Annotated in this window: 26 protein-coding genes; 8 read left to right on the forward strand and 18 right to left on the reverse strand. The window is 76.8% G+C overall.

Features of this window, described 5'->3' with window-relative positions; genetic code table 11:
• A partial coding sequence (locus ABD994_RS26215; RefSeq protein WP_345422708.1) for an endonuclease/exonuclease/phosphatase family protein occupies window positions 1-1,072 on the forward strand: 1,072 nt, incomplete at its 5' end.
• Window positions 1,073-1,087: 15 nt separating this feature from the next.
• Here ABD994_RS26215 and ABD994_RS26220 read toward each other — a convergent pair.
• Together ABD994_RS26220 and ABD994_RS26225 are read right to left on the reverse strand one after the other, a co-directional pair.
• Window positions 1,088-1,609, reverse strand: a complete 522-nt coding sequence (locus ABD994_RS26220; RefSeq protein WP_345422712.1) for a hypothetical protein — start codon at window positions 1,607-1,609, stop codon at window positions 1,088-1,090.
• A 248-nt stretch (window positions 1,610-1,857) separates the two neighbouring features.
• A complete protein-coding gene (locus tag ABD994_RS26225; protein ID WP_345422715.1) occupies window positions 1,858-2,769 on the reverse strand; it encodes an RDD family protein in 912 nt (303 codons plus the stop codon).
• A gap of 370 nt (window positions 2,770-3,139) precedes the next feature.
• Between ABD994_RS26225 and ABD994_RS26230 the strand changes: the two genes are divergently transcribed.
• Window positions 3,140-3,673, forward strand: a complete 534-nt coding sequence (locus ABD994_RS26230) for a hypothetical protein (protein WP_345422718.1) — start codon at window positions 3,140-3,142, stop codon at window positions 3,671-3,673.
• Window positions 3,674-3,695: 22 nt separating this feature from the next.
• Here ABD994_RS26230 and ABD994_RS26235 read toward each other — a convergent pair whose 3' ends face one another.
• The 5 genes from ABD994_RS26235 to atpF all read right to left on the reverse strand — a co-directional run bounded on the left by ABD994_RS26235 (window position 3,696) and on the right by atpF (window position 7,829).
• Window positions 3,696-4,760, reverse strand: coding sequence for an arsenate reductase/protein-tyrosine-phosphatase family protein (locus ABD994_RS26235; RefSeq protein WP_345422721.1), 1,065 nt, complete (start codon window positions 4,758-4,760; stop codon window positions 3,696-3,698).
• A gap of 45 nt (window positions 4,761-4,805) precedes the next feature.
• Window positions 4,806-5,723 (reverse strand): 2-dehydropantoate 2-reductase, encoded by a 918-nt coding sequence (locus tag ABD994_RS26240; RefSeq protein ID WP_345422725.1) that lies wholly within the window; start codon window positions 5,721-5,723, stop codon window positions 4,806-4,808.
• Between the two features lie 34 nt (window positions 5,724-5,757).
• A complete protein-coding gene (locus ABD994_RS26245; protein ID WP_345422729.1) occupies window positions 5,758-6,522 on the reverse strand; it encodes a hypothetical protein in 765 nt (254 codons plus the stop codon).
• Window positions 6,523-6,756: 234 nt separating this feature from the next.
• Window positions 6,757-7,164, reverse strand: coding sequence for a hypothetical protein (locus ABD994_RS26250; RefSeq protein WP_345422732.1), 408 nt, complete (start codon window positions 7,162-7,164; stop codon window positions 6,757-6,759).
• Window positions 7,165-7,322: 158 nt separating this feature from the next.
• Entirely contained in the window at window positions 7,323-7,829 is a 507-nt protein-coding gene (gene atpF, locus ABD994_RS26255; RefSeq protein ID WP_345422735.1) for a F0F1 ATP synthase subunit B, read from the reverse strand.
• Window positions 7,830-8,012: 183 nt separating this feature from the next.
• Between atpF and ABD994_RS26260 the strand changes: the two genes are divergently transcribed.
• Window positions 8,013-8,471, forward strand: coding sequence for a universal stress protein (locus ABD994_RS26260; RefSeq protein ID WP_345422738.1), 459 nt, complete (start codon window positions 8,013-8,015; stop codon window positions 8,469-8,471).
• Window positions 8,472-8,484: 13 nt separating this feature from the next.
• On the opposite strand, the gene ABD994_RS26265 is transcribed toward ABD994_RS26260, so the two are convergent.
• The 5 genes from ABD994_RS26265 to ABD994_RS26285 all read right to left on the reverse strand — a co-directional run bounded on the left by ABD994_RS26265 (window position 8,485) and on the right by ABD994_RS26285 (window position 13,719).
• Complete coding sequence (locus ABD994_RS26265) at window positions 8,485-9,336, reverse strand: hypothetical protein (protein ID WP_345422741.1); 852 nt, start codon at window positions 9,334-9,336, stop codon at window positions 8,485-8,487.
• A gap of 95 nt (window positions 9,337-9,431) precedes the next feature.
• On the reverse strand, window positions 9,432-10,691 hold the full coding sequence (locus ABD994_RS26270; protein WP_345422744.1) for a hypothetical protein: 1,260 nt from the start codon (window positions 10,689-10,691) through the stop codon (window positions 9,432-9,434).
• A 43-nt stretch (window positions 10,692-10,734) separates the two neighbouring features.
• Window positions 10,735-10,980: a hypothetical protein gene (locus tag ABD994_RS26275; protein WP_345422747.1), complete on the reverse strand. Its 246-nt coding sequence runs from the start codon at window positions 10,978-10,980 to the stop codon at window positions 10,735-10,737.
• Window positions 10,981-11,151: 171 nt separating this feature from the next.
• Window positions 11,152-12,633: a mycofactocin dehydrogenase MftG gene (gene mftG, locus ABD994_RS26280; protein ID WP_345422750.1), complete on the reverse strand. Its 1,482-nt coding sequence runs from the start codon at window positions 12,631-12,633 to the stop codon at window positions 11,152-11,154.
• A gap of 18 nt (window positions 12,634-12,651) precedes the next feature.
• Entirely contained in the window at window positions 12,652-13,719 is a 1,068-nt protein-coding gene (locus ABD994_RS26285) for an LCP family protein (protein WP_345422753.1), read from the reverse strand.
• Window positions 13,720-13,930: 211 nt separating this feature from the next.
• On the opposite strand from ABD994_RS26285, the gene ABD994_RS26290 reads away from it, so the two are divergent.
• The 4 genes from ABD994_RS26290 to ABD994_RS26305 all read left to right on the forward strand — a co-directional run bounded on the left by ABD994_RS26290 (window position 13,931) and on the right by ABD994_RS26305 (window position 16,244).
• Window positions 13,931-14,140, forward strand: coding sequence for a hypothetical protein (locus ABD994_RS26290; protein ID WP_345422756.1), 210 nt, complete (start codon window positions 13,931-13,933; stop codon window positions 14,138-14,140).
• A 62-nt stretch (window positions 14,141-14,202) separates the two neighbouring features.
• Window positions 14,203-14,787, forward strand: coding sequence for a DUF7002 family protein (locus ABD994_RS26295; protein ID WP_425550131.1), 585 nt, complete (start codon window positions 14,203-14,205; stop codon window positions 14,785-14,787).
• Between the two features lie 143 nt (window positions 14,788-14,930).
• Complete coding sequence (locus ABD994_RS26300; protein WP_345422762.1) at window positions 14,931-15,275, forward strand: hypothetical protein; 345 nt, start codon at window positions 14,931-14,933, stop codon at window positions 15,273-15,275.
• A 48-nt stretch (window positions 15,276-15,323) separates the two neighbouring features.
• On the forward strand, window positions 15,324-16,244 hold the full coding sequence (locus tag ABD994_RS26305; protein WP_345422765.1) for an SAM-dependent methyltransferase: 921 nt from the start codon (window positions 15,324-15,326) through the stop codon (window positions 16,242-16,244).
• On the opposite strand, the gene ABD994_RS26310 is transcribed toward ABD994_RS26305, so the two are convergent.
• From ABD994_RS26310 to ABD994_RS26320, 3 genes are all read right to left on the reverse strand, one after another.
• Window positions 16,245-17,306: a potassium channel family protein gene (locus tag ABD994_RS26310; protein WP_345422769.1), complete on the reverse strand. Its 1,062-nt coding sequence runs from the start codon at window positions 17,304-17,306 to the stop codon at window positions 16,245-16,247.
• A gap of 73 nt (window positions 17,307-17,379) precedes the next feature.
• Entirely contained in the window at window positions 17,380-18,966 is a 1,587-nt protein-coding gene (locus ABD994_RS26315; RefSeq protein ID WP_345422772.1) for an aldehyde dehydrogenase family protein, read from the reverse strand.
• A 92-nt stretch (window positions 18,967-19,058) separates the two neighbouring features.
• The gene (locus ABD994_RS26320; protein WP_345422775.1) at window positions 19,059-19,961 is read right to left on the reverse strand and encodes an SAM-dependent methyltransferase; all 903 of its coding nucleotides are present in this window, start codon (window positions 19,959-19,961) and stop codon (window positions 19,059-19,061) included.
• Between the two features lie 301 nt (window positions 19,962-20,262).
• Here ABD994_RS26320 and ABD994_RS26325 point away from each other — a divergent pair, with 301 nt between their 5' ends.
• Window positions 20,263-20,604, forward strand: a complete 342-nt coding sequence (locus tag ABD994_RS26325; RefSeq protein WP_345422778.1) for a hypothetical protein — start codon at window positions 20,263-20,265, stop codon at window positions 20,602-20,604.
• A 1-nt stretch (window position 20,605) separates the two neighbouring features.
• Here ABD994_RS26325 and ABD994_RS26330 read toward each other — a convergent pair whose 3' ends face one another.
• From ABD994_RS26330 to ABD994_RS26340, 3 genes are read right to left on the reverse strand one after another with little or no spacing between them, the layout of a single operon-like run.
• A complete protein-coding gene (locus tag ABD994_RS26330; protein ID WP_345422781.1) occupies window positions 20,606-21,394 on the reverse strand; it encodes an N-acetylmuramoyl-L-alanine amidase in 789 nt (262 codons plus the stop codon).
• Between the two features lie 17 nt (window positions 21,395-21,411).
• The gene (locus tag ABD994_RS26335; protein WP_345422785.1) at window positions 21,412-22,890 is read right to left on the reverse strand and encodes a CoA transferase; all 1,479 of its coding nucleotides are present in this window, start codon (window positions 22,888-22,890) and stop codon (window positions 21,412-21,414) included.
• On the reverse strand, window positions 22,878-24,614 hold the full coding sequence (locus ABD994_RS26340; RefSeq protein WP_345422788.1) for an acyclic terpene utilization AtuA family protein: 1,737 nt from the start codon (window positions 24,612-24,614) through the stop codon (window positions 22,878-22,880). Before ABD994_RS26340 ends, ABD994_RS26335 begins: the two co-directional genes overlap by 13 nt.
• Window positions 24,615-24,656: the final 42 nt, after the last annotated feature.

Consider the following 24,656-nt stretch of genomic DNA (forward strand, 5'->3'; position numbering starts at 1 on the left):
GACGACCGCGCTCCCGCGGCCGACCGCCGGCCCGGAGCGGCCGCGTGGCGCGTCGGGCGCCCCGGCCCGGCGCTCTCCGCGGCGCCTGCCCCGGGCGCCGGGTGCGGGCGCGGTGGGCGTCGCGGTGGTGCTCGGCCTCGGCGCGGCGATCGTGCTGTTCGCCGATGCCCTCGGCATCGACGACCGGACCCCGTTCGTGCAGGTCATCGCGTTCCGCCCGCAGCTCGCGGCCGGACTCGTCGTGCTCGCCGGGCTCGTGCTGCTCCTGGCGCGCCGGGCCTGGCCGACGGCGGTCGCGCTCGGGCTCGTCGGGGTCGTGGGGCTCGGGATCGTGCTGCCCCGCGCCATCGCGTCCGGGCAGGCCGGGGAGACCGGGGGCCCGGAGCTGACCGTGCTCACCGCGAGCGCCTACCTCAGCCGCGCCGACCCCGAGGCGCTCGCGGCGCTGATCCGCGCGCGCACCCCCGACGTCGTCGTGCTGCCCGAGGCCCGCGGCAGCCTGCGCTCGAGCCTCCAGCAGGCGCTGGTCGACGAGTCCGGCGGCGAGGAGGGGCAGAGCGGCTACCGCGCCTTCGCCGCCGACGCCCCGGGCGACGACAGCGCGATGAGCGTCTTCGTCCGTCGTGACCTGGGCCGCCCGACCGCGACGCCCAACCGCGACACCGAGTTCCCCTCGCTCGTCCTCGACCTGCCCGACGTCGAGGGCCGGGCGGTGCGGGTGGTCGCGACCCACCCGCAGTCGCCGAAGCCCGGCGACACGGCGGCGTGGCGGCGCGACGTCGGGGCGCTCTCCCGCTGGTGCACGGGGGACCGCGCGACGGTCGTGGCCGGCGACCTCAACGCCACCCTGGACCACGCCGAGTTCCGCAGCGCCACCGCGGGCTGCGCGGACGCGGCGAGCGAGGTCGGCGACGGCCTCGCCGGCACGTGGCCGTCGGCGCTGCCGAGCGTGCTCGGCGCGCAGATCGACCACGTCCTCACCGCGGGGGGTCCGCAGCCCCGGGCGGCGGAGGTCGTCGACGTGCCGGGCAGCGACCACCGCGGCCTGCTCGTGCGCGTCGGGCTGGGCTGACGCCCGGGCCGGGCGTCAGGCGCGGCGCAGGCGCGGGTCCGGGACCCGCGGCGCGACGCGCCCCGGGTGGAGGGTGCCGCGGCGGACCGGGACGTCCACGCGCCGCTGCGCCGGCATGCCCGGCGCGTGCTCGTCCTCGAGCCCGCGCCGCCACGCCTCGTCGAGCGCCGTGCGGGCGCCGTCGCGGACCGCGGCGAGCATCTCGTGCATCGACGACGCCAGCGGGCGCGGGACCAGCGGCGAGTCGGCCAGCCGCACGAGCGGGTCCAGGCGCGTGACCGCGTCGTGGAACAGGGCCGCCGCGGCGACCGGCCCGTCCGGCGGCTGCGCGACGATCCGGTCGCCGAGCGCCGTCTGCCACTGGCGCACGCGCTCCGCGAACGCCGTCGACAGCCGCTCCAGGAGCCGCGCCTCCACGTACGACCCGAACCCGCCCCGCACGGGGCCGAGCCCGTCGGTCGACGGGTCCTCACCGCGGCGGAACGCCTCCAACCAGCTGACCCACGCGGCGTAGCCGCTGCGTGCCGGGGCGCTCACCGGCGTCGTCCCCGGCATCGCCCCTGCTCGGGTTCTGTCGTCCCCACGTCGAACCGCCTTCTCCACGCCGGTCGACGCCTCTGAGCAGGTCCCCCCGCCGCGCCGGCCGTGCCGTCGGACGCGACCCTGCGCCCGTGTACGGCCCGTGAGTCGCTCCGACGACCGACGATGTTTCGCCGTTCGTCCAGATCCGCACACTTTCGCCCGGCCGGGGTAACGGCGGGTGCCGACGGTGCGAACGCAGGTCCTCAGGCGCGCACGACCAGGGTCTTCGCCGCCATGTCGCCGACGCGCTGGTGACGCGCCGAGGTCGACATGACGATGAGCCCGACGATCCCGCCGACCAGGCCGTCGACGACGAACAGCAGCCAGCGCACGACGCACTGGCCCAGCGACGGGACGCCGCCGTCCTCCTCGCGGACGATGCGGAGGTTCAGCCAGCCCATCGCCGGCGTCTGGCCCTGGTGGGTCGACGGCCAGTAGGCGTGGACGACGAAGGCCGACGCCAGCGCCACGACGAACGCCAGCGCGTAGCCGATGCCGATGATCGTGAGGGCGCTGGAGGGGTCGGCCGTGGCGGTGCCGATCCCGATGACCACGAACACCAGCACGATCGTCGGGACCGCCGAGAGCAGGCCGTCGAGGATGTACTGGCCGACGCGCGAGCCGACGACGTCGGTCGGGTCGCCCGCGCCGTAGCCGGGCTGGCCGTACGCGGGCTGGCCGTAGCCGGGCTGGCCGTAGCCCGGCTGCTGGCCGTAGCCCGGCTGCTGGCTGTACGCGGGCTGGCCGTACGCGGGCTGACCGTACTGCTGGCCGTACTGCTGGCCGTACTGCGGCTGCCCGTAGCCCGGCTGCTGGCCGTACGGCGGCTGCCCGTACTGCTGGCCGTACCCGGGCTGCTGCCCGTACTGCGGCTGCCCGTACTGCTGGCCGTACTGCGGCTGCCCGTACTGCTGGCCGTACTGCGGCTGCTGGCCGTACTGCTCGCCGGACGGCTGCTGCGCGGCCGGCCCGGGCTGCCCGTCCCCCGCCGGCACCTGGCGGGTCGCGTCCTCCGCCTCCGGGGTCGCGGACTCGGCGAAGCCCGACTGCTGCTGGTAGCCACCCGGCGTCCCGCCGAACCCCGACTGCTGCTGGTACCCGTCCGGGTTGCTCACGCTCTGTTCTCCCCGCGCTGGTCGACGAGGGCGCCAGGCCCCCCGATGTGTGCTGTCCGTAGCACCCGGCCGGAGCAGGCCCGGGGTCCGACGGCCCGTGGGGCCCCGCTCACCGCGGCTGCGCGCGCCGGGCCGGACCCATGGGGCGGCAGCATGCCACCGGCCGGTCACCCGGGGCACCACGGATCAGGCCGATCGGGGCACCGCGTCACCCGCCCAGCGGCCCGGGCGTTCTCACGCTCCGCGCCTGTAGCGGCATCACTCGTTCGCCCCGCCAGGCTCGCCCGCCCGGAGCATGACACCCGGGGCACCTCGCGCGTTGGGTGGAGGTCAGGTCACGACACGGCAACGAATCCGGGAGGAGGTCACGATGGCCGTCCCGTCCCGGCCCACCCCGGTGGGCCCGTCGACCCTGGTCGCCGCCGTGCCCGCCCCACGGTCCGGGCTCCCCGCGCCCGGGGCACCCGACGCGCACGACGCCCCCGCCCGGGAGGTGGCCGGCCTGGCGTGGATCGTCCGCGAGGTCACCCACGTCCCCGGGGTGCTGCGACTGCGGGCGGGACGTCTGAGCTTCGAGTCGACGCGCCGCGTCGTCTTCGACGGCACCCTCCTCGAGCTCGGTCTCGCGCTGGGCCGCTCGGCCCGCGCGGGCCTGCACGTCACGGCCGGCGGCGAGCGCCTGCGCGTGTGCGTGGTCCGCCCGGCGGGCGCCGTGCCGCCGAGCCGTGAGCTGGTCGACGACCTCACCGACGGCAGGCCCGACACCACGGGCGACCTCGACGCCTGGACCGTGTGGCAGCCCCTGCTGGCCCCGGAGCCGGTGGCCGCGCCGGCGCGCACGCGCATCCGGCGCTTCGCGCTCCCGCGCCACGCCGTCCCGCGCACCCGCCCGCACCCGACCTGACCCCGGCGGACCGGGGCTCACCTCAGCGCCCCGCCCGCGGCGTGGACTGGGCCCGCACGGGCTCGTCGACCCCGGTGTCCTCGGCGCCGGCGTCCACGCCGGAGCCGGCCGCGGCACGCCGCCCGTGGTCATCGGCCAGGTCGTCGGCGATGTCGTCGGCCAGGTCGTCGGCCGGGTCGTCGACCGGGACGGCGCGCACCGGCGGCCGCTCGGCGAGGCGGCCGCCCGCCGGCGCGGGCTGCTCGGCGGGGGGCACCGACGGCACGAACAGGCCCCCGGGTGGCGGTGGGCCGGCCGCGGCGGGACGCGCGTGGCCGGGCGGGGGCCCGGCGGGCGGCATGCCCGGCGGGGGTCCGGGCGGCATGCCCGGCGGTCTCGGACCAGCCGGGGGCATGCCGTGGGCACCGGGCGGCGGGCCCGGACGCCGCGGCGGGGGCGGTGGGACAGGACGGCGCTGGGGCCACGGCACGGCCGCGCCGATGGCGTCGACGAGGGGCCGCACGGCGGCGTGGATGCGCCGCGCCGCCTCCGCGTGGTCCTCGACCGTGCCCGACACGGGGTCCGGGATCGCGTCGTCCTCGGGATCGACGGGCGCGCCCTGGCCGCGCTCGGCGAGCGCCGCCGCGACCAGCGCGTGCGCCCGCTCGCGCGGGTCCGGCGGCAGGGCGGCGTGCTCGGCGGGCCCGAGGCCGCCGAGCAGGCGGGCGAACTCGCGCATCGTGAACGTGCTGCGCAGGGCGCGCGGCTCGAGCTCGAGCACCGCGGAGCGGTGCGAGCGGCTGACGGTGAGCACGAGGTCGGCCATCTCGACGTCGCGCGCGGGCAGCTGGCGGGCCCGGAACGCGGCGACGTCGGGGTGGGTGGCCACCGGGCCGAGCTGCGCGCGGGAGAGCGGGTGCATCTCGGCGCCCACGACGGCGCCCGTGCCGCCGCTGGCCACGTCGAACCACGACGCCCACCGCGGCCCGAGGCGCGCCTCGAGCAGCGCGCGGGTGTGGAAGCGGGCGAACGGCGAGCGGCACAGGTTCCCGGTGCAGACGAACAGGAGCCGGAAGCGCCGCGGCGCACCGTCTCCCCGACCGTCCATACGGCCGATCGTCGCAGTCCCGGGCGCTGCGCGCGAGCCATCGGGTCAGGTGACCTGCCCGTTTCCCCCGCGGACCCCCCGGAGGAGTGCCAGGACGGCGGTGTTCAGCGGGGTGGGGACGCCCGTCCGGCGGCCCGTCGCGACCACCGCGCCGGTGAGGTACTCGTGCTCGAGCGGGCGCCCGGCGAGCCGGTCGTAGAGCATCGAGGTGCCCAGGCCGGGCGGCATGCCGTCGTAGTGGGCGACGAGCGCGTCGACGTCCGCGTCGGTGAGCGCCGCCCCGACCGAACGCCCGACGGCCATCACCTCGCGCGCGAGGTCGACCACCAGGTCGCGGGTCGCCGGCTCGGCCAGCACGTCGTTGCGGCGTCCGGTGAGCGCCGTGACCGGGTTGGCGACGGCGTTGCTCAGCAACTTGCGCCACGCGACCGTCGTGAAGTCGCCGGTCGCCACGACGGCGAGCCCCGCCCCGTCGGCGTGACCGTCGGTGTCGCTGCCGTAGAGCGCGGCCAGGCCCTCGGCCGCGTCGCCGGCGGGCACGGTGAGGCGCCCGAAGCCGTGGTGCACCACGCGGCCGGGCGCCACGGCCTCCGCGCCGAGCACGACCGACGCGGGCAGCACGGTCGTCCCCGGGTCGACGAGGCCCTCGACCCGCGCCGCGTGGTCGACGCCGTTCTGGGCGACGACGAGCACCGTGCCGGGCCCGGTCAGGGCCCCCAGCCAGCCCGCCGCCGAGGCCGTGTCCTGCGCCTTCGTCGCGAGCAGCACCCACGGGTGGACGCCGACCGCGCCCGGGTCGGTGGCGACGGTCGCCGGCACCTCGTGCTCGACCCCGCCGGTGCTCACGCGCAGTGCGGCGAAGGGCGTCCGCACCCCCACCGTCACGTCGTGCCCCCGTGCGGCGGCCAGCGCCGCCAGCACGCCACCGATCGCCCCGGCCCCGACCACCGCCACGCGTGTCACGCCGCGATCATCGCCCCGCGGCCGGGCGGCGGCGTCAGCGGCCGTGGCGGGCGAACGACTCCAGGTCGAGCACCATGCGGGCGACCTGCAGCGCGGTGACGACGGCGTCGACCTCCACCGCCGACGCGGCCCGGTCCTCCGCGTCCAGCCGTGCGAGCAGCGCCGCGGCCGTGGCGTGCAGGGCGCCGGCCTCGTCGGCCGCGGCAGCGAGGGCCGCGGCCTCGATCCGCTCGTCGAGGGACCAGCCGGCGTCCGGGACGCCGGTGGACGACAGCTCGAGCACCCGCACGAGGGCCCGGCGCTCGGGGCTGCCCGCGGCACCCTCGAGGCGGGCGAGCCGGCCGCGCAGGTCGACGAGGGCCGCGACGAGGTCCTTGGCGGGCCCGACGGTCCGCCGCATCTCCGGCGGCGGGACGACACCCTCGGGGCTGCGCGGCGCCGGGATCGCGAGCGGCTCCGGCGCCAGCCGGTCGTGGGCCTCGCGGACCCGCGCGGTCAGGCGACCGCCGGCGGGCTCCTCCTCCGGGACGCGGGCGTCGGGGACGGCGGGTGGCGCGGGGTCGGGCGCCGGTTCCGGTGCCGTCTCCGGGGCGGTCGCGGTCACCTCCGCCACAGGTGCGGCGTCCGCGCCGGCGTCGTCGGACGGCTCGTCGGCGGCTTCGTCGACAGGCCCGGCCGGCGGGGCGGGCGCGGGCTCCGGCACCGAGAGGGAATCCTCGGCCGAGCGGGGCTCGGGCACGCGGTCCTCGGGCACCCGGTCGTCGGCCGCGGGCGTGGTGGGTGCGGCGTCGCTCGACAACGGCGCTCCTTAGGGCGGTGGCGTGTCGCGGGTTCGCCGAGGGCGTCGGGACGGCGACACAGGGTCACCCGGTTTGTCGTCCGACCCAGCCTGACGTGTTGCGCACGGCGCACGGAACAGCCCGATCGGGGGATCTCCTTCACCCGTCGGCCGTCCCGCCGCCACGAGGAGGCGCCGTTGGGGGCCACCCGTTGGGCCATCCGGACCTGCGGACCCGGCCCGTCGCGCCGGAGATCAGGTGCGGTGACTGCGCACGCGCGAGACCGGGCGCACCAGCGGGGCGCGGGGACCGGACGGCGTCCCGCGGGACGTGCGGGCCATGAGGGCCCGCCGCGTCTCGGCCACGGAACTGCCGCGGAACCGGCTGACGATCACGACGGCCGCGAACGCGAGCCCGTTGACCGAGCCGAGCCCGAGCATCGCGACCTCGAGGACGTGCTCCTCGTCGAACTCGCCGGGCTGGTCGGGTGCGTCGAGCGCGCCGCCGTAGGGCGCGGTGACGGGGCCGGGGTCCGCTGCCGGCACCGGGTCGGCGGCCGCGAGGGCCGGCGTCCCGACGAGGAGCACCCCGGCGGTGAGGGCGGCCGCGGCGAGACCGCGGAGACCACCGGTGATCCAGCCCCGACCCGCCCGCTCGCCCATGTGCCGCCCCGTCCTGCCCGGTGTGCCGTCGGACACTCATCGGGGAGGACGGGCGGAGTCGTTACCGCTCCGAGGCCGGTTCGAGACGATTCGGCGAGATCGTGACCTGGCCGTGACCTCGGACGCCCGGAGCGTGCCGGAACGTCCGTTTCAGCAGGTCAGGCGGGCTGGCCGAGGTACTCGTCGACGGTCTGGCGGTACTCGTCGTCACCGACCTCACGGCCGAGCAGCCGGCCGGCGAGCTGCCGCGACAGGCGAGCGACGTCGGGGCGCAGCTCCGAGGCGACCTCCGAGCGCTGCGAGGAGAGCTCCTCGCGGCCCTGCTGCACCGACTGCGCGGCCTCCTCGCGGGCGCTCGCGAGGACCTCGTCGTGGCGGCGCTGACCCTCCTCGCGGGCGGCGTCGCGGATGCGGGTGGCCTCCTCGCGGGCGTCGGTGATGCGCGTGCGGTACTCGGCCTGGACGCGGCGGGCCTCGGCGCGGGCCTGCTCGGCGCGCTCGAAGCCGCCCTCGATGCGGTCGTGGCGCTCGGCGTAGACCTTCTCGAGGCGCGGCAGCAGCACGCGGCTCATGACGAGGTAGAGCGCGCCGAACGCGATCAGCCCGATCACGATCTCGTGCCAGATCGGGGTGAGCACGAAGTAGCCGCCACTCGCCAGGGTCATCGCCGGCTGCACCGCCCGTTCGGTTCGTCGTCTCGGTCGTCACGCGGTCGTCGCGACATCGGTACCCGGGGGTACTCGCGCACAGTCTGTCCGATCTCTCCCCGCGGGGCGACCCCGGGTCACCGCCCCACCCCGGCCTCACCCCGGTGCCACCCGTCCGGGGGCGCGCCCTAGGGTGCCGCCGTGGGCGACTACAAGCTGGTGGCGGTGGGCACGGACGGCTCCACCTCGGCCACCATGGCCGTCACCCGGGCCGCGCAGATCGCCGCGGACACCGGGGCCAAGCTCCTCATCGTGTGCGCGTACGAGCGCGGGCGGCGCAGCGACGGCCGCGACCGGGCCGAGGCCGAGCGCGCGCTCGGCGACGAGGCCTACAAGGTCATCGGCGCGAACCCCGCCGAGGAGAAGCTGCGCGACGCCCGGGACGTGGCCCGCCGCGCCGGCGCCGACGAGGTCAACACCGTCGCGGTCGAGGGCGAGCCGGTGCAGGCGATCTGCGACAAGGTCGAGCTGCACCACGCCGACCTCGTGGTCGTCGGCAACAAGGGCCTCGCCAGCTTCGCCGGACGCCTGCTCGGCTCCGTGCCCGCCGAGGTGTCGCGCCGCTCGCCCACCGACGTCCTGATCGTCCACACGACCTGACGGGTCGCCGGGCTCAGCGCGAGACCTCCTCCAGCGTCGCCGCCACCGGCACCTGCTCGCTCCGGTCCGCGCGCCGCGGCGCCGGCGTCGCGGCGGTGGGCGGCGTCGCCCACGCGCCGGGCACCGAGCAGTAGGGCGCGGCGCCGTGCCGGGAGAGCAGCACCGACAGCGGGGCGTCGGCGAGCGCGTCGGCCAGCGCCTGCTCCAGGCAGCGGCGCATCCCGCGGTCGCGCGGCCGGGCCAGGGCCTCGGCGAGGCGGCGGGTCAGCCGCTCGGACCCGGCGAGGAACGGGGTCAGCGACAGGCGCCCGCGGCCCAGCTCGCGCCGGCACCGCCCGGCGACGGTGTCACCGTCACCCACCACGCAGACCTCGACGTCGACGTCGCCCTGCTCGAGCACCGCACCGACCGTGCCGGCACCCTCGCCGGCCTGCGACATCGCCGCGCGGAACACCGCGTTGGTGACGCGGTCGGCCGGGTCGCGCACGAGGGCGGCGAGCAGGTTCCACCCGCCGCGGCTCTCGAGGACGTCGCGCAGGCCGCGGACGTCGACGGTGAGGCGCCGCACGCGCACACCGGGCTCGCCGCCGCGGGCGATCAGCTGCTCGACGGAGTCCGGCCGCTCGGTGCCGTCCGTGCCGTCGGCGCCCTCGACGACCACCTGCAGGCGCGGGACCGACGGGTGGCCCGGGACCTGGGGGTCGATGCCGCACACCGACACCTCGGGCGCGGGGGCGCGGACGGCCTCACGGGCGGGGGTGTCGAGGTACTCCATGCCGGCCATGACCTCGGGGCCGGGCACGCGGCGGGTGGTGGTGCCCGCGGGAGTGGTGCTGGGACGACGACGGACGAACGGGATGCGCACAGGCTCTCCGCTCCCTCTCCTTCGGGAGCCGCCCACGATGCCAGAGGAGGGTGACCCCTGCCACGTCGACCGATTCAGCGATGCGGGCCACCCGATCAGCGCACGGCCGGAGTGATGGCCGCCCCGCCCCCGAACCCCGCGACGCCGCCGGCCTCCGCGCCGAGCCCCAGATAGGCGTTGACCAGCACCGGGGCCGCGCCGGGACGGGTGTCCCGGTCGGCGCCGGTGCGCGCGTCGAGCACGACGGGGCCGTTGACCGTCGTGCCGTAGACGGCGCCGTGCCAGGCCGTCGTCATCCGCGGGGCCACCCGGTTGGCGGCCGGGTCGGGCAGGTCCCACAGCGGCGCGGCGGTGCCGGCGTCGACGGCGAAGACGCGCGTGTCGCCGCCGCACACCGTCGTCGCCGCCTCGTCCCACACGCAGCGCGGCGCGCTGTACGAGCTGCCGACGTCCGCGGTGCGCACGGTGCCGCCGCGGGCGTCGACGAAGCGCAGGGTGGCCGACGGCGCCGCGAGCGTCGTCGCCGACGTGCGCCCGGTGACGACCGCGAGCCCCGGACCGGCGCGGGTGATCCGCGGGTCGCGCAGGGCCTCCCCGTCGAACCGCTTCAGCCCGGTGACCGCGTCGAGCCCGACGACGGTCGAGTCGGCGTAGGCGCGGCTGCCGCCCGGCGCCGTCGCCACCCCCAGCGCGGTGCCCCCGGCCGGGCCGTCGGCGAGCACGGCGTCGACCGCCACGCCGTCGGCGGTCCACAGCACCCGCTGCGTCGCGAGGTCGACCCCGGCGGCGGTGCGCTGGGCGTCGGTGCTCGCGGTGAGCACGGCGACGCCGGCGACCACCCCGGCCACGCGCAGCGCCACCGCGGGCGGGCGCTCCGACCAGGGCAGCACGGTGGGTACGTCGAAGCGCAGGGCGCCGGTGGCGGCGTCGAAGGCGAGCAGGTCGACGCGCAGGCCGGGCGGCGTCGTGCCCGAGCCCGGGATGGTGGCCGTGGCGCCCACCAGCACGCCGCCGTCGTCGGTGGCGACCGGCCGCCCCGCGGCGAACGCCCCCGCCGGCGCGGCCGGGCCGGGGACGGCGGTGCCGGTCGAGTCGACGCGCACGACGCGCCCGCCGTCGGTCGCCCACACCGCGGTGCCGACGAGAGCGGCGGGCAGGGCGTCGGCATCGCGGCCGAAGACCTGGCTCCCCGAGCCGCCGAACAGGCTGCCCGTGGGCGCGGCGAAGCCCGTCGGCGGGTCGTACGCCGGCGGCGGCCCGGCGGCGGGCTCCGCCCCACCGCAGCCCGCGAGGAGCAGGGCCGTCAGGACCGCCAGCAGCGGAACGGGGAGCGCGGGCAGGCGCCGAGCGGGCACGGCGGGCAGCGTTCCACGCGCCCGCCCCGCGGGGACGGGTGGCTCAGTCGGCCCGCAGGGCGTCGTCCGTCGAGCGGCGCTGCGGCACGACCGGCAGCGGGCCGGTGGCCTGGGCCAGGCGGCGCTGGGCGCGCGCGACACGGGCGGCGAGCTCGGCGGCGGCGGCCTGCTCGGCCTTCAGCGCCTTGCGCTCCGCGCGGCTGAGCCGGCGCGGGGGGTCTGCGGGCGCGGCGACGGACGGGGCGTCGGCACGGCGGCGCAGCAGCGACATCACGGTCTCCTCGATCATGCCGAGAGGGGTCTCGAGATCAGTGTCGTCGCGATCACGCAAGACGTGACGGTGCTCCACCCCATCGTGTCCCTGCTGTGACCGTGTCCGGTGACACGACCGGGCAGACGGGCATGGATCGGGCGGAACCGGGCGTGACCAGGGCTTTCGCCACGCCGTTCGACCGGTCGTTCAGGCCTGTCCCGGGGCGGCGGTGATGACGCCGGCGATGAGGTCGGCCGCGCGCTCGCCGAGCACGAGCGCGGTCGCCGCCGGCCCGCGGCGCGGCACGGTCGGCAGCACCGAGGTGTCGACGACGCGTAGCCCCCGCAGCCCGCGGACACGCAGCTGCGGGTCGACGACGGCGTCGGGGTCCCCGGGCGCGCCGAGCCGGGCGGTGCCGCACAGGTGCGCCGAGGTGGTCAGGTGCGCGTCGATCCACGCGTCGAGCTCCCGGTCGCCCAGCCGCCCCTCCTCGGCGAGCGCCAGCCCGCCCGCGGCGAGGATCTCCCCGGCCCGCCGCACCACCGTCCGCATCCGGGCCCGGTCGCGGCCCGACGCGAGGTAGCGGTGCTCGAGGCGGGGCGTCCCGCCGGGGTCGGGCGAGGGGGTCAGCACCCCGCGGCTCTCCGGGGCCTGCAGCGCGCACATGAGGTGGCACGGGCCGCCCGGGGCGAACGGGCGGGCGAACAGCAGGATCTCGAGGTCGCCGGCCGGGTCGTCGCCGGAGTCCAGGTGCACCGCCGCCTGCGCCCCGGGCGCGTGTGGGTGCAGCGGCTCGCCGGCGGTGTCGGTGAAGGGCAGGTAGACGCTCGGGTGGTCGGTGTAGCCGCGCCCGACCCCCGGCAGCTCGTGGGCGACGGGCAGCCCCGCGGCACGCAGCACGTCGGGCGGCCCGATGCCCGAGCGCGCGAGCAGCTGCGGGGTGAACACCGATCCGGCCGACAGCACGACCTCAGCCGCCTCGATCTGCTCCCCGTCGACCGTCTCCACCCCCACCGCCCGGTCGCCGTCGAGCAGCACCCGGGCGACGGTGACGTCCCCGCGCACGCCCAGGTTCGGCCGCGCCAGGTGGGGCAGCACGTAGGCGAGCGCCGCGTTGACCCGCACCCCGCGCCGGACGTTGGCGGGCACGAGGCCGGCGCCGGGTGGCCGGTCGCCGTTCTTGTCCGGCTCGGACCGGACGCCGGCGCGGGCGGCGGCGTCGAGGAACCGCTCGGTCACCGCGGCCCGCAGCTCCCCCGCGGGCCGGACGACCGGGACGGGCCCGGCGTCGCCGTGCAGGGGGCCACGGACGTCGAGGTCGGTCTCGCCGCGGACGTAGTAGGGCAGCACCTCGTCGAACGACCAGCCCGGCCAGGCGTCGAGGTCCGCGCGGGTGGCCCGCAGGTGGTTGGCGCCGTTGACCGCGCTCGACCCGCCGAGCAGCCGACCCCGTCCCACCCGCGTGTGCCGTCCCGGCGCGAGCTCGACGCCGACGTCCCACGTGTGCGGGCCGCGGGGGTCGGCCGCGGCGAGCGAGGCGACGTCGCGGACCTCGGGCGGGAACCCCGCCGGGTCGGTGACCGCGGCCCCGGCCTCGAGCAGCAGCACCCGCCGCCGGGCGTCCTCCGAGAGGCGCCCGGCCAGCGCGCAGCCCGCCGAGCCGGCGCCGACGACCACCACGTCCCACACGCGACGGGGGTACCCGCCTCAGCGGGGTGTGTCGGAGAGCTGCTCCTGCGGGCGCGCGGCGACCCACTGCGGGACCTGGTCGTTGTTCACCGCGAACCACAGGTCGTTGTCGGCGGTCTGGTCGAGGTAGACCACCGACTGGTCGCCCTCCGTCCCCGTCCCGCTGGTGGGCACGGTGAGGAACGAGATCGAGGAGTTGCGCAGGTCGCGCATGCCGAAGGCGAGCTGGGCGAGACCGGTGTTGGACAGCGAGTCGTCGACGCCGACGTGGCGGGTGACCGTGTCGACCAGCGTGTAGGCGCCGGTCGGGCTGGACAGCGTCCCGGCCGACAGCGCCTGCTTGACGAACGCCCGCAAGGCGGCCTGCTGGCGACGGACGCGGTCGAGGTCGCCGGCGGGCAGGTTGTAGCGCTCGCGGACGTAGACCAGCGCCTGGGCGCCGTTGAGGTGCTGCTCGCCCGCCGGGACGACGACACCGTCGCGCTCGGACGGGACGCCGACGTTGACGTCGATGCCGCCGACGGCGTCGGTCATCTGCGCGAAGCCGGCGAAGTCGATCACCGCGAAGTGGTCGATGTGCACGCGCGTCAGCTGCTCGACGGTCTGGATGAGCAGCGGCGGGCCACCGAAGGCGTAGGCCGCGTTGATCTTGTTCTTGCCGCGGCCGGGGATGTCGACCCACGAGTCGCGCGGGATGGAGACGACGCTCGCGCTCTGCCCGTCCTGCGCGATCGACGCCACCATGATCACGTCGCTGCGCTGGGAGCCGAAGACGGCGTCGGGGGCGGCGTCGGTGCCCGTCGTCGCCTCGGGCGAGCGGGTGTCGGTGCCCATGAGCAGGAACGTCTGCCCCGCGGAGTCGGCCGGACGCGTCGACGGGTCGACGTCCGCGAAGACGTTCGGGTAGCGGCCGACCTGCGAGCCGAGCTGCTGGGTGACGATCACGACGCCGGCCGCCGCGAGCAGGACGAGCACCAGGAGCGCGATGACGCCGTAGGCCAGGGCGCGCAGGCCCCGACGCCGACGCTCCGGGTCCTCCTGGTCCGGCCCTCCCGGTCCCGGGTCCACCACGCTGCCCAGACTCATGCCCCGACCACCCTCGCTCGCCGTCTCCGCCACCGTGGGCGTCACCCACTCCCGTGCTCCTCGGACCGCGGGCGGCCTTCGTTACGCGGCGCGTCGCGCGAGACCGCCGGCGACGGTCCGGGCTGCACCTCGTCGCGCGGTACCCGCCGCCCCCCGCCCGGAGGCACGATCCTGCCCCGGCGAGGGTGCCCGGGTCCCTACGCTCGGCCGGGTGACACCCGATCGTGAGTCCACGGACGCCGTGCTCGAGCGGGATGCGGCGTCGCGGGCGGCGGGCCCCGTGCCGGCCCCGCGCCCGGAGATCCTCGCGCGCGTGCTCGACGGCCTGCGCGACCTGCCCGCGGCGCGGCGCCCGCCGCGCGAGACCCTCGGGGACGTCGCCGAGGACCCGGCGCTGCCGCTCCCCCGCCGACGCTCCTGAGCCCCGCCGCCGCCATCACCACCGGCATCACCGCCGCCGAGTTCACCGCACGGCATCCGCGGCTGTTCCACATGGCCGAGGCCGGCGCGTGGCCCGCGATCCGCGCCGACGGCCTGCAGAGCGCCGCCGCCCTCGTCGAGCGGTACGGCGCGGCGCCGGAGCTGGTGACGCGGCGCCGGCCCGTCGCCGTCACGCTGACCGCGCCCGGGCGCGGGCCCGCGGTCCTGCGCGACAACGGCGTCCTGCACGACGCCCAGCTCGCCCGCTGCCTCGAGGGCATGGACCTGCCCGCCTTCTACCGGATGCTCAACGGGCGGGTGTACCTGTGGCCGACGCGGCGGCGCGTGGCGGGACTGCTCGGCGCGCGGGCCTACCGCGACCGCGCCCACCTCGTGCTGGAGCTGGACACCGCCGCCCTGCTCGCCCGCCACGCGCCGGCGGTGCGCCTGTCACCGATCAACATGGGCGCGACCCTGATCAACCCGCCCCGCCGCGGGCCGGACACCGCCCGCCCGCTCGGGGAGTGGCCGCGCGGCCGCGTCGTCGCGGAGGTGTCGGTCGAGCACGCGGTCCCGGACGCGGCCGACCTCGTCGTCGCCGCGGCGGTGCACCACCCCGACGGGCGCGTGGAGCCCGTCGAACGGTGATCGCCGCTCCGAGGAGTTCCGACGCGACTGCCGCGGTCCCGGTCCTCCGATCGGCGATCACGCCCGTCCGCGCGGCGCGAACACGAGCCGACCGGGCGGGGCGCGGCGCCTACGGTGGACGCACGGCACGAGAGGAGGACGCGATGACCGTCCCCGACCCCGGCCACCCGGACGCCCGGCCCACCGGGGCGCCGACCACCGGCATGGACCCCATGCCCCGGTCGACGCCGCCCCCGCCGCTGGGCGACCGGCCCCGGCACCCCGACGTCGACGACCCGCGCCCCCCGACGCCGGGGGACGGCGCGCTGGTGCTCGTGGCCGCCGGGCGCGACGACCGGCGCCGGCACGTCGTCGACGTGACCTCGGGCGAGCTCGGCGACCCGACCGGCCTGCGGGCGCGGTGCGGGGCCGCCGTCGAGCAGGTGGTGCCGGGCCTGCGTGCGGAGCAGGCCGATTGCCCCGGCTGCCTGCTGACCGTCCACCGCTGAGACCGGCTTCTTCGTTAGCTTGCGCAACGATCGGGGCATCCCGGGGTCATGCGCGAGGACGACGACCAGTGGGGCATCACCGAGAGCGTCGGGGTCACGGCCCTGGGCGTGGCCAGCGGGCGGGCGATGGAGACCCTTCGCCCCGACGGGCTGGTCGACGACCCCTACGCCGAGGCGTTCGTCGACGCCGCCGCCGACGAGATCCGCCTGCCGGCGCGGCCCGAGGACGCGCGCGCCCTCGCCGCGGAGCAGGAGGCCACCGAGGCCGACTGGCAGGAGCAGTCGGCGTACATCGGCGTGCGCTCCCGCTTCTTCGACGACGCCCTCACCGCGGCGACCACCGACGGCGTGCGCCAGGTCGTGCTGCTCGCCGCCGGGCTCGACACCCGCGCCCAGCGCCTCGACTGGCCCGCCGGCACCACGGTCTACGAGGTCGACCAGCACGGCGTGCTCGACTTCAAGGACGGCGTGCTCGCCGAGCAGGACGCCACCGCCGCGGCGCCGGGGGCCGAGCGCGTCGTCGTGCGCGTCGACCTGCGCCACGACTGGCCCGCCGCCCTGCGCGACGCGGGCTTCGACCCGCAGGTGCCGACGGCCTGGCTCGCCGAGGGCCTGCTGCCCTACCTGCCCGCGCAGGCCGAGATCGACCTGTTCGACCGGGTCACCGAGCTCTCCGCGCCCGGCAGCCACCTCGCCGTCGAGCACTTCGGCGACATCGTGGCGCACCTCGGCGGGGCGGACTCCCGGCTCGCCTCGCTGTCGCGGCGCTTCGGGATCGACGTGCGCGAGCTGTTCTTCGCCGACGACCGGCCCGACGCCGCCGACCGCCTCGGGGAGCTCGGCTGGTCGGTCTCCGGCCGCACCGCGAGCGAGCTCGCCGGGTCCTACGGCCGCCCGCTCGACCCCGACCTCGCGCAGCTCTACGGCGCCGCCCGCCTCCTCGACGCACGGTGGGATGCGCCGCGGTAGCTAGCCCTCGTCGGGGCCGGCCCGGCGGACGCAGAGCAGGCGGTCGCCGCGCTCGAGGGCGTCGACCTCGGGCGCGTCGATCGCGTGCACGTGGCCGTCCCGCACCACGCCGAGCACGATGTCGCGCAGGTGGCGCGGGGAGCCGCCGACCTCGGCCTCGGTGACCGGGCGCTCGCCGATGCTCATGCCCGCCTCGGGCGAGATGAGGTCCTCGACCACCGACACGACGGCCGGGGTGGTCGTCGCCATCCCGAGCAGGCGGCCGGCCGTCTCGGCGGACACCACCACCGAGTCGGCGCCGGACTGCCGCAGCAGGTGCACGTTCTCCGCCTCGCGGACCGCCGCCGTGATCATGATCTTGGGGGCCATCTCGCGGGCGGTCAGCGTGACCATGACCGCGGTGTCGTCGCGGTTGGTCGCCACGACGAGCGCCGTCGCGTGCGGCAGCCCCGCCGTGCGCAGCACCGACGACTGGGTGGCGTCGCCGCGCACGGTGACCAGGCCCAGCGCGGACGCGGCGTCCAGGCGGCCGCGGTCGGTGTCGACGACGACGATGTGGTCGACGTCGTGGCCGTCGCCGCGCAGGGTGGTCACCGCCGCCTGGCCCTTCGTCCCGTAGCCCACGACCACCACGTGGTTGCGCACGCGCGACCTCCACCGTCGGATGCGGAACGCCTGGCGGGAACGCTCGGTCAACAGCTCGACCGTGGTGCCGACCAGGACGATGAGGAACAGCAGCCGCAGCGGGGTGATCACCAGGATGGTCACCAGCCGGGCGGCGTCGGTGACCGGGACGACGTCGCCGTAGCCGGTCGTCGAGAGCGACACCGTCGCGTAGTAGAAGGCGTCGATCAGGCCGATGCCGTCGGTGTTGTTGTTGTCGGTGTAGCTGTCGCGCTGGACGTAGACGATCAGCGCCGCGGCCACCAGGCAGGCCAGCGCCAGCGCCAGGCGCCGCAGCAGGGCGAGGACCGGCCCGACCCTCGTCTCGGGCATGTGCACCGTGGCACCCGCCACGCCCGGGGTCGCGGCCTCGCGCGACACCCGGTTCCGCAGGACCATCCCGGCCCTCCCGACCGACCGTGACCACGGCGGGCCCGACGGCCGCGCCGGGAGGACACTACCGAGCCGTCGCTCAGGTGGCGGGGTACCGGTGGTAGCCGGGGAAGTTGCCGAACAGGTTCTCCCCGGGCGGGCCCTCGGTGACGGCCTGCACGAGGTACTCGCCGCCCACGAACGCGCCCTTCCACGACTCGCCGCGGCCGCCGAACGCCTCGTCCTTGTCCCCGCGCGAGCGCAGCTTGTTGATGCCGACCTTGAACGCCTGGACCTGCTCGGCGAGGCGCTCGCCGTGCTGGGTGTCGTCCGTGGCGATGCTCGCGACGAGCGCGCCGTTGGACGCGTTCATCTGCGCGAGCATCTCGGCCTCGGTGTCGACGACGACGATCGAGTCCACGGGCCCGAAGGGCTCCTCGTGCATGAGCCGCGACGCCCCCGGCGGGGCCAGCATCGACACCGGCGCGTGGTAGGCCGACGTGTCCTGGCCGTCGAGGAAGCGGCCGTGGTCCTTGCTGCCCCGGTAGAGCGGGATGGCGCCGTGGCGCAGGGCCTCCTCGACGCTGTCGTCGAGCTCCTGCGCCTTGCCCGCCGAGATCAGCGGCCCGAAGTCGAGCGCGGGCAGGTCGTCGGTGCTGCCGTCCGAGGACGCCTCCACCGCCAGCGGGTGGCCGAACCGCACCCCGTCGAGCACCGGCAGGTAGGTCCCGAGGAACCGGTCGACGAGCTTGCGCTGCACCACGAACCGCGGGTACGCGGTGCAGCGCTGCTTGGCGTACTCGAAGCCCTTCTTGAGGATCTCGGAGAACGCGTCCCAGTCGGAGAACTCCCAGATGCCCCAGGTGTTGAGGCCCTCCTGCTCGAGCATGTGGCGCTTGCCGGTGTCGGCGAGCTGCGCGGCGACCTTGCCGCCGTTGGACCGGCCGCCGACGAACGCCAGCGCCCCGATCTCGGGGGAGCGGATCAGCGCGTCGGAGAGCTCGGAGCCGTCCCCCGAGAGCAGCGTGACCGGCAGGCCCTCGCGGGCCATCAGCGCGTGGGCGACGGTCAGCGTCATCCAGCCGCCCTGCGTCGGCGTCTTGGCGACGACGCCGTTGCCCGCGAGCAGCTGCACCAGCTCGGCGTGCACCTGCACGCTCATGGGGTAGTTCCAGCTGGCGATGTTGGAGACCGGCCCCTCGAGCGGCACCCGCTTGGCCGGGGCGCCCTCGACGTCGCGCGAGAGCATCCCCTCGATCTCGTCGACGTACCAGCGCACGCCGGAGATGGCGCGGTCGACGTCGGAGCACGCGGCCTTCCACGGCTTGCCGATCTCCCAGGCGAGCAGCAGCGCGAGGTCGTCGCGGGCGCCCTCGATCGCGTCGAGCGCGCCCGAGACCTTGCGGCGGCGCTCGTCGAGCTCGGTGCCGGCCCAGCTGCGGTGGGTCTGCGCGGCGCGCTGCACGGCGTCGGTGGCCGTGGCCGCGTCGACCTTGAGCATGGTGCCGAGCGACGACCCGTCGTTCGGGCTGGTCTGCTCGGAGGGCGTGCCGACCGCCCGCCACTCGCCGTCGACCAGGTTGGCGGGCCCGTCGGTCGTGAAGGCCTCGCCCACGAGGTCGCGGACCCGGCCGGTCACCGCGGACCAGGTCAGGTTCTCCGGAACGTGGAGCTGCGTGTCGCTCATGGCCGTCCTCTCGTGTGGCGGTCGTGAGGTCAGGGGACGACCCTAGGCACGCCCACCGGGCCGACGGAACCGCCGGGACGGACGGGGCGCGATCAGTCCCACGGTCGGCCCCGCTGTCCGTCGCGCTGCGCCACGAGGAACGACGACCGTCCGTTGAGGCGCTGGGTCAGGGGGTCGAACTCCCGGCCCCACCCCGCGGCGACGTCGGTCGCGCGGTGCGCCCGGACGTCCCAACCGCGCGCGGCGAGCGCGTCCCCCGGGTCGGTCCGGTCGTCGGTGTGGATCAGCGACGCCATGTCGACGCCGATGTCCTGCGCGACCCGGCGGAAGCCGGGGTCGCCGAGCTGGTCGCCGAGGTTGGTGAAGTCCTCGATCGCGATCCGCGACCCGGGCGCCGAGCGCTCGTCGACCGCCGCGAGCAGCGCGTCCTGGGCCGCGGCGGGCAGGTAGGGCAGCAGGCCCTCGGCGAGCCACGCGGTCGGCGCGGCCCGGTCGAAGCCCGCGGCGTCGAGGGCGCCCGGCCAGTCGTCGCGCAGGTCGACCGCGACGACGCGCCGGTCGCAGCGCGCCTGCCCGCCGGCGCCGTCGAGCACGTCGTCCTTGAACGCCAGCACGGCCGGCTGGTCGATCTCGTAGAGCGTCGTGCCCGCCGCCCACGCCAGGCGCTGGGCGCGGGCGTCGAGACCCGCGGCGAGGATGACCGCCTGCCGCACGCCCGCCCGTCCCGCCGCGGCGAAGAACTCGTCGAAGAAGCGGGTCCGCACGCCCATGTAGCCCGACATCATCTGCCACAGCTCGCCCTCGGAGCCGTCGCGCGGCGGGACGGGCCGGGTCGGCAGCGGGGTCGGCGGGGCCGCGGCCTCGACGAAGCGCTCCGCGTAGGGGTCGGAGATCAGCGCGTCCGGCCGGTGCGTGTCGACGGACCGCCCGGCCGCCACCACGAGGGCGGTCAGGCCCACGCTCGAGACGATGTCCCACTGCTCGTACCGGCTCACCGTGTCACCCTCCCAGTATGTTAGTTCGCCTAACGATCTACCGGTGCGGTGCCATGGGCAACACCGAGTGACGGGTCCGACACCGTCAGTCACGCAGTGTGGCTGGCCTCCCGACGCATCGCCGAGCGGTCCCCCCGGCCGAGTGAATGGTTGAAAACTTGAGTCAGGAAGCGGGCACCCTCACGTCACCACAGGTGACAGCGACCGGCGCCGGGCCCGCGGCCGTCCCTCGACGGTGGGACCCGGTACCGGTCGACCGGGACGCGCGGCCGGGTGCCGCGACGACGTGGAGGTGAGACCGATGGACCACGATCCGCGGTGCGCCGGGCGCCCCGCCCTGGATCCGGCCCTCGATCCTGCCCTCGATGCCGACCCCGACTCCGACCCCGCCGACACGGCCCCCGTCGACACCGGCGGGATCGACTGGCTCGCCGCGCAGATGGAGGTCGACGAGTGCGACGGCTACGTCGTGCTGGCGGTGGACCCGCAGACCGGCGAGGTCGACGCGCACGGCCCCTTCCCGGGCATGGACGCTCTCGAGGCCGCCCAGTCGATGCGCGAGACGCTCGACCGCGAGGGGCTCACCGACGTCGTCGTCCGCGTCGTGCGCTGGCACCAGGACCGGCCCGGACGCGCCGCCTGAGCTAGCGCCCCACGGTGGCCAGGATCCCCGCGGCGATGCCCTCCGCGTAGCGCTGCCGTCCGGCCGGGTCCTCGGTGCTCGCCGCGTCGCCGGCCTCGGCCATGTTCGCGCACTCCACCAGCGCCGCCGGGACGCGCGCGAGGTTGAGCCCGGCCAGGTCGTCCCGGGGGTCGAGGCCGCCCTCCCCGCGGTAGGTCGACGGCCCGAACCCCTGCGCCACGAGGCCGTCCGCCAGCGCCCGGGCCAGCGCCGTCGAGGGTGTCCGCTGCGACGGGGCCAGCGGCGGGTCGGACGTCGCGACGTGGAACCCGCGCCCGCCCGCCGGCCCCGAGTCGGCGTGGATCGACACGGTGAGGGCCGCTCCCGCCTCGTTCGCGATCGCCGCGCGCCGGTCGACGCAGGGGCCGACGCCGGTGTCGTCCGGGCGCGTCGAGCGCACCGCCACCCCGCGCGCCTCGAGCAGCCGCGACACCCGCGCGGCGACGTCCCACGCGAACGCGTGCTCGGCGTAGCCGTCCGCGGTCTCGGTGCCGGTGGTGTTGCAGGGTTTCTCCCCGCCGCGGCCGTCGGGCACGTCGCGGCCGATCTCGGCGGCCGCCGCGGCGTTGCCGCCGTTGTGGCCGGGGTCGAGCACGACGACGGGCGCCGGCGCGACGGGGCGCGTCGACGCCGGCGGCACCGCGGCCCGGGCGACCGGCACGGGAGCCGGGTCCGGGGCCGGGGTGGGCGCCGGCGCGCGGCCGCACGCCGCCAGCACCAGCAGCAGGACGGTCACCAGGGCCGGGCGCACGGTGGGCCAGTGTGCGCTCAGCGCCAGGCGCGCTCCGAGGCGCCCCGGGCGACGAGCACCGGGTCGTAGCGCCCCGGGGTCACGGACATGTGCACCTGGTCGGTGACGCCCTGGTAGGCGCCGAGCGGGGTGTCGGCGGTGAACGTCGCGGGGTCGAGGTAGCGGTGCCGTTCGGTGCTGCCCGCGGTCGCGTGCGCCCACTCCCGGTCGAGGATCCCGAGCGAGAGGATCCACAGCGCGACGCGGGTCAGGGACACGTGCACGTGGTACGAGCCGCCCTCGGTCGCCCGCCGCCGCAGCGCCGCGACGACGCCGGCCTGCGCGAGCCACGGGACGATGTAGTCGTTGACCACGAGGATCGGGGGCAGGCGCGGGGTCTCCCCGCCGCCCTCGAGCAGCATCATCCCGGTGACCGACCCGGCCGTCTGGTCGAAGCCGGGCCGGCCCGCCCACGGGCCCTCCAGGCCGTGCAGCGACACCGTCACCGACACCAGCCCGGGACGCTCCGCGACCGCCTGCCCCGGTGTCAGGCCGATCTCGTCGAGGAACGGCAGGCGCCGGTTGTGGAACAGGACGTCGGCGCCGGCGAGCAGGCGGGAGAGCTCGCCGCGGTCGCGGCGCGGGTCGAGCCACGCCGAGCGCATGCCGACGTTGGCCGACGCGTACGTCGTCTCGTGCTCGGTCTCGCCGGGGCGCCACAGGTTGAGCACGTCGGCGCCGTGCAGCGCGAACGACCGCCCGAAGCCCGCCCCGGCGATGACGTGCCCCATGCCCAGGGCGCGCAGGCCGGAGAACGGCTGCTCCCCGAGCGGCGGCAGCGGCTCCGGGTCGCTGTCGCCGATCCTCGTGACCTCGACGAGCGGGAGGTCGGCGAGCACGTCGGTGTACTGCGGCTCGGCCAGCATCTCCGGCAGGGTGCGCACGAGCGGCATGACGACGCCCGCGGCCGCCGCCGCCTCCTCCAGCTCCCCGGCGTCCCACCGGGCGATCGCCTCGGTGACCGCGGCGTGCGTCAGCGGGATGCCGAGCAGCTCCTGGGCCCGCATCCGCAGCCCCGGGTACATGTTCTGCGGCATCACGAAGCGCCCGTCGGCGCACCGGAAGAAGGCGAAGCCCATCGCGTTGCCCTGCTCGACGCTGGACGCGACGGGGTAGCCGCCGAGGCGCTCCCAGGTGCGGTCGTAGAACGGGCACAGGCGGTGGGGCGCGGCGCGCAGGTCGACGTGGACGTCCTGGCCGGGGCCGCCGCGGTCGCGGTGCAGCGCGGCGGCGGCCACCGACTTGGCCAGCAGCCCGACGCTGGCCGCCGCCCCCACCCGCACCGGGCTGGGCACGACGGGGTCGGCGCCGGTCAGCGTCACCGCGCCGCCCGCGTCGGCGGCGGCGAGACCGAGCGGGGCGAGGACCTCGTCGAGTTCGGCGAGCGGGTCGAACCCGTCGGCGCTGGTCAGCGGGTTCTCCCAGGCCTGCTGGAGCCGGCTGGTCAGAGCAGACACTCGGGCACCTCCACGAACCGGGCCCGCAGGAACTCGGCGACGGCCTTGCCGGCGATGTCGGGGCGGCCGTTGGACGACGCGCCCTTGCCGAGCACGTCGTGGACGACGAAGTGCACGGCCCGCAGCGCCGGGAACTCGTGGCGCTCGACCTCGACGTCGGCGGCGTCGGGGAACAGGGCCCGGAGCCGCTCGGTGGACAGCGTGGCGCGCAGCCAGTCCCACGCCTCGTCGCGCGCCCAGAACCCGACGTTGGAGTTGCCGCCCTTGTCCCCGCAGCGCCCGTGCGCGACGAGCCCGAGCGGCGCGCGGCGCGTCGGGCCGAGGTCCGGGAGCGGCGGGGCCTCGTCGGAGGGCCGCTGCCCGCCCGGCGTCACCCGGACCGGGGTGTCCTTGACCGGGGTGCGGGTGCCGTCGGCGGTGACGACGACGTGGTCGAGCACGTCGACGGGCACGAGCGCCGGCCAGTACTCCACGACGGGGGCGCAGACCTTGAGCGGGTTGACGTAGAGCCCCGGGTAGCCGGGCAGGAAGAGCCCGGTCATCGGGGCGACGAAGTGCTGCGCGTCGACCGGGCGGCGCGTCCGCGACTGCGCGGTGACGAGGATCTGCTGGGCGGCCGCCCACTGGTCGGGCGGGTCCTCGACGGGAGCGCCGATGCGGTCGACCCGCAGCAGGGTCAGGTCGAGCCCGGCGGTGATCCGCTCGACGTGCGTGCGCAGCAGGGCGACCTTGGCCTCGAGGTCCAGGCCGGTCGCGTAGAAGGCGACGCTCGACTCGTAGCCGCCGGGGGCGGTCATGGCCAGCTTGGTGGTCGACGGCGGCGGCGATCCGGTGACGCCGGTGATCTCGACGCGGTCCGGCCCGACCGCCGTGAGCGCGACGTCGTCGAGGTGGACCGTGACGTCGGGGTTGAGGTAGGTCGGGCCCTGGATCTCGTAGAGGAGCTGGGCGGTGACGGTGTCGGTGGTGACGGTGCCGCCGGCGTCGTCGTGCTTGGTGATCACGGCCGTCCCGTCGGCGGCGATCTCGGCGATCGGGTAGCCGAGGTCGTCCACGCGCGGGACGGACGTGAAGCCGGAGAAGTTGCCGCCGGTGGCCTGCGGGCCGCACTCGATGACGTGCGCGGCGGCGACCGCGCCCGCCAGCGCGCCCCAGTCCTCGGTCCCCCAGCGGTGCCACCACGCGGCCGCGCCCACCGTCAGCGAGGCGTCGGTGACCCGCGGGCAGATGACGACGTCGGCCCCGGCCGCGAGCGCCGCGGCGATGCCCCAGCCGCCGAGGTAGGCGTTGGCGGTGGTCGGCTCGAGGCCGGAGTCGGCGAGCGGGACGCCGGTGTCGAGGTGCTCGAGGGCCCCGAGCGTGTCCAGCCGGGCGGACAGGTCGTCGCCCTCGACGTGGGCCACCGTGAGGTCGAGCCCCGCCTCGGCGACCACCCGCCGCACCTCGTCGGCGAGGCCCGCCGGGTTGAGCCCGCCCGCGTCCACCACCAGCCGCGCGCCCCGCTGCGCCAGCAGCCCGACCGCGTCGGTGAACTGCGCGAGGAAGCTGCGCGCGTAGCCCAGCGACGGGTCCTGCGCGCGCTCGAGGGCGAGCTGGCGCAGGGTGGGCTCGGCGAGGTAGTCGCCGGTCACGACGTCCACCGGCCCGGCCAGCGCGTCGCGCAGCCCGGAGAACCGGTCCCACAGCCATCCGGCGCAGTTGGCGATGCGGACGGGGCGGTCCACGGGTCCTCCCGCAGGGGCGCGGCGACAGTCAGGGCTGACCGT

The sequence above is a fragment of the Actinomycetospora chlora genome (assembly GCF_039542135.1).
Taxonomy (GTDB): Bacteria; Actinomycetota; Actinomycetes; order Mycobacteriales; family Pseudonocardiaceae; genus Actinomycetospora; species Actinomycetospora chlora.

Bases quoted from the DNA above. Each gene is read 5' to 3' on its own strand.
- ABD994_RS26250 (WP_345422732.1), bottom strand. From the start codon at position 7,164: ATGGGCGAGCGGGCGGGTCGGGGCTGGATCACCGGTGGTCTCCGCGGT.
- atpF (WP_345422735.1), bottom strand. From the start codon at position 7,829: ATGACCCTGGCGAGTGGCGGCTACTTCGTGCTCACCCCGATCTGGCAC.
- ABD994_RS26275 (WP_345422747.1), bottom strand. From the start codon at position 10,980: ATGATCGAGGAGACCGTGATGTCGCTGCTGCGCCGCCGTGCCGACGCC.
- ABD994_RS26300 (WP_345422762.1), top strand. From the start codon at position 14,931: ATGACCGTCCCCGACCCCGGCCACCCGGACGCCCGGCCCACCGGGGCG.
- ABD994_RS26325 (WP_345422778.1), top strand. From the start codon at position 20,263: ATGGACCACGATCCGCGGTGCGCCGGGCGCCCCGCCCTGGATCCGGCC.
- ABD994_RS26315 (WP_345422772.1), bottom strand. From the start codon at position 18,966: ATGAGCGACACGCAGCTCCACGTTCCGGAGAACCTGACCTGGTCCGCG.
- ABD994_RS26310 (WP_345422769.1), bottom strand. From the start codon at position 17,306: ATGGTCCTGCGGAACCGGGTGTCGCGCGAGGCCGCGACCCCGGGCGTG.
- ABD994_RS26305 (WP_345422765.1), top strand. From the start codon at position 15,324: ATGCGCGAGGACGACGACCAGTGGGGCATCACCGAGAGCGTCGGGGTC.
- ABD994_RS26235 (WP_345422721.1), bottom strand. From the start codon at position 4,760: ATGGACGGTCGGGGAGACGGTGCGCCGCGGCGCTTCCGGCTCCTGTTC.
- ABD994_RS26230 (WP_345422718.1), top strand. From the start codon at position 3,140: ATGGCCGTCCCGTCCCGGCCCACCCCGGTGGGCCCGTCGACCCTGGTC.
- ABD994_RS26285 (WP_345422753.1), bottom strand. From the start codon at position 13,719: ATGAGTCTGGGCAGCGTGGTGGACCCGGGACCGGGAGGGCCGGACCAG.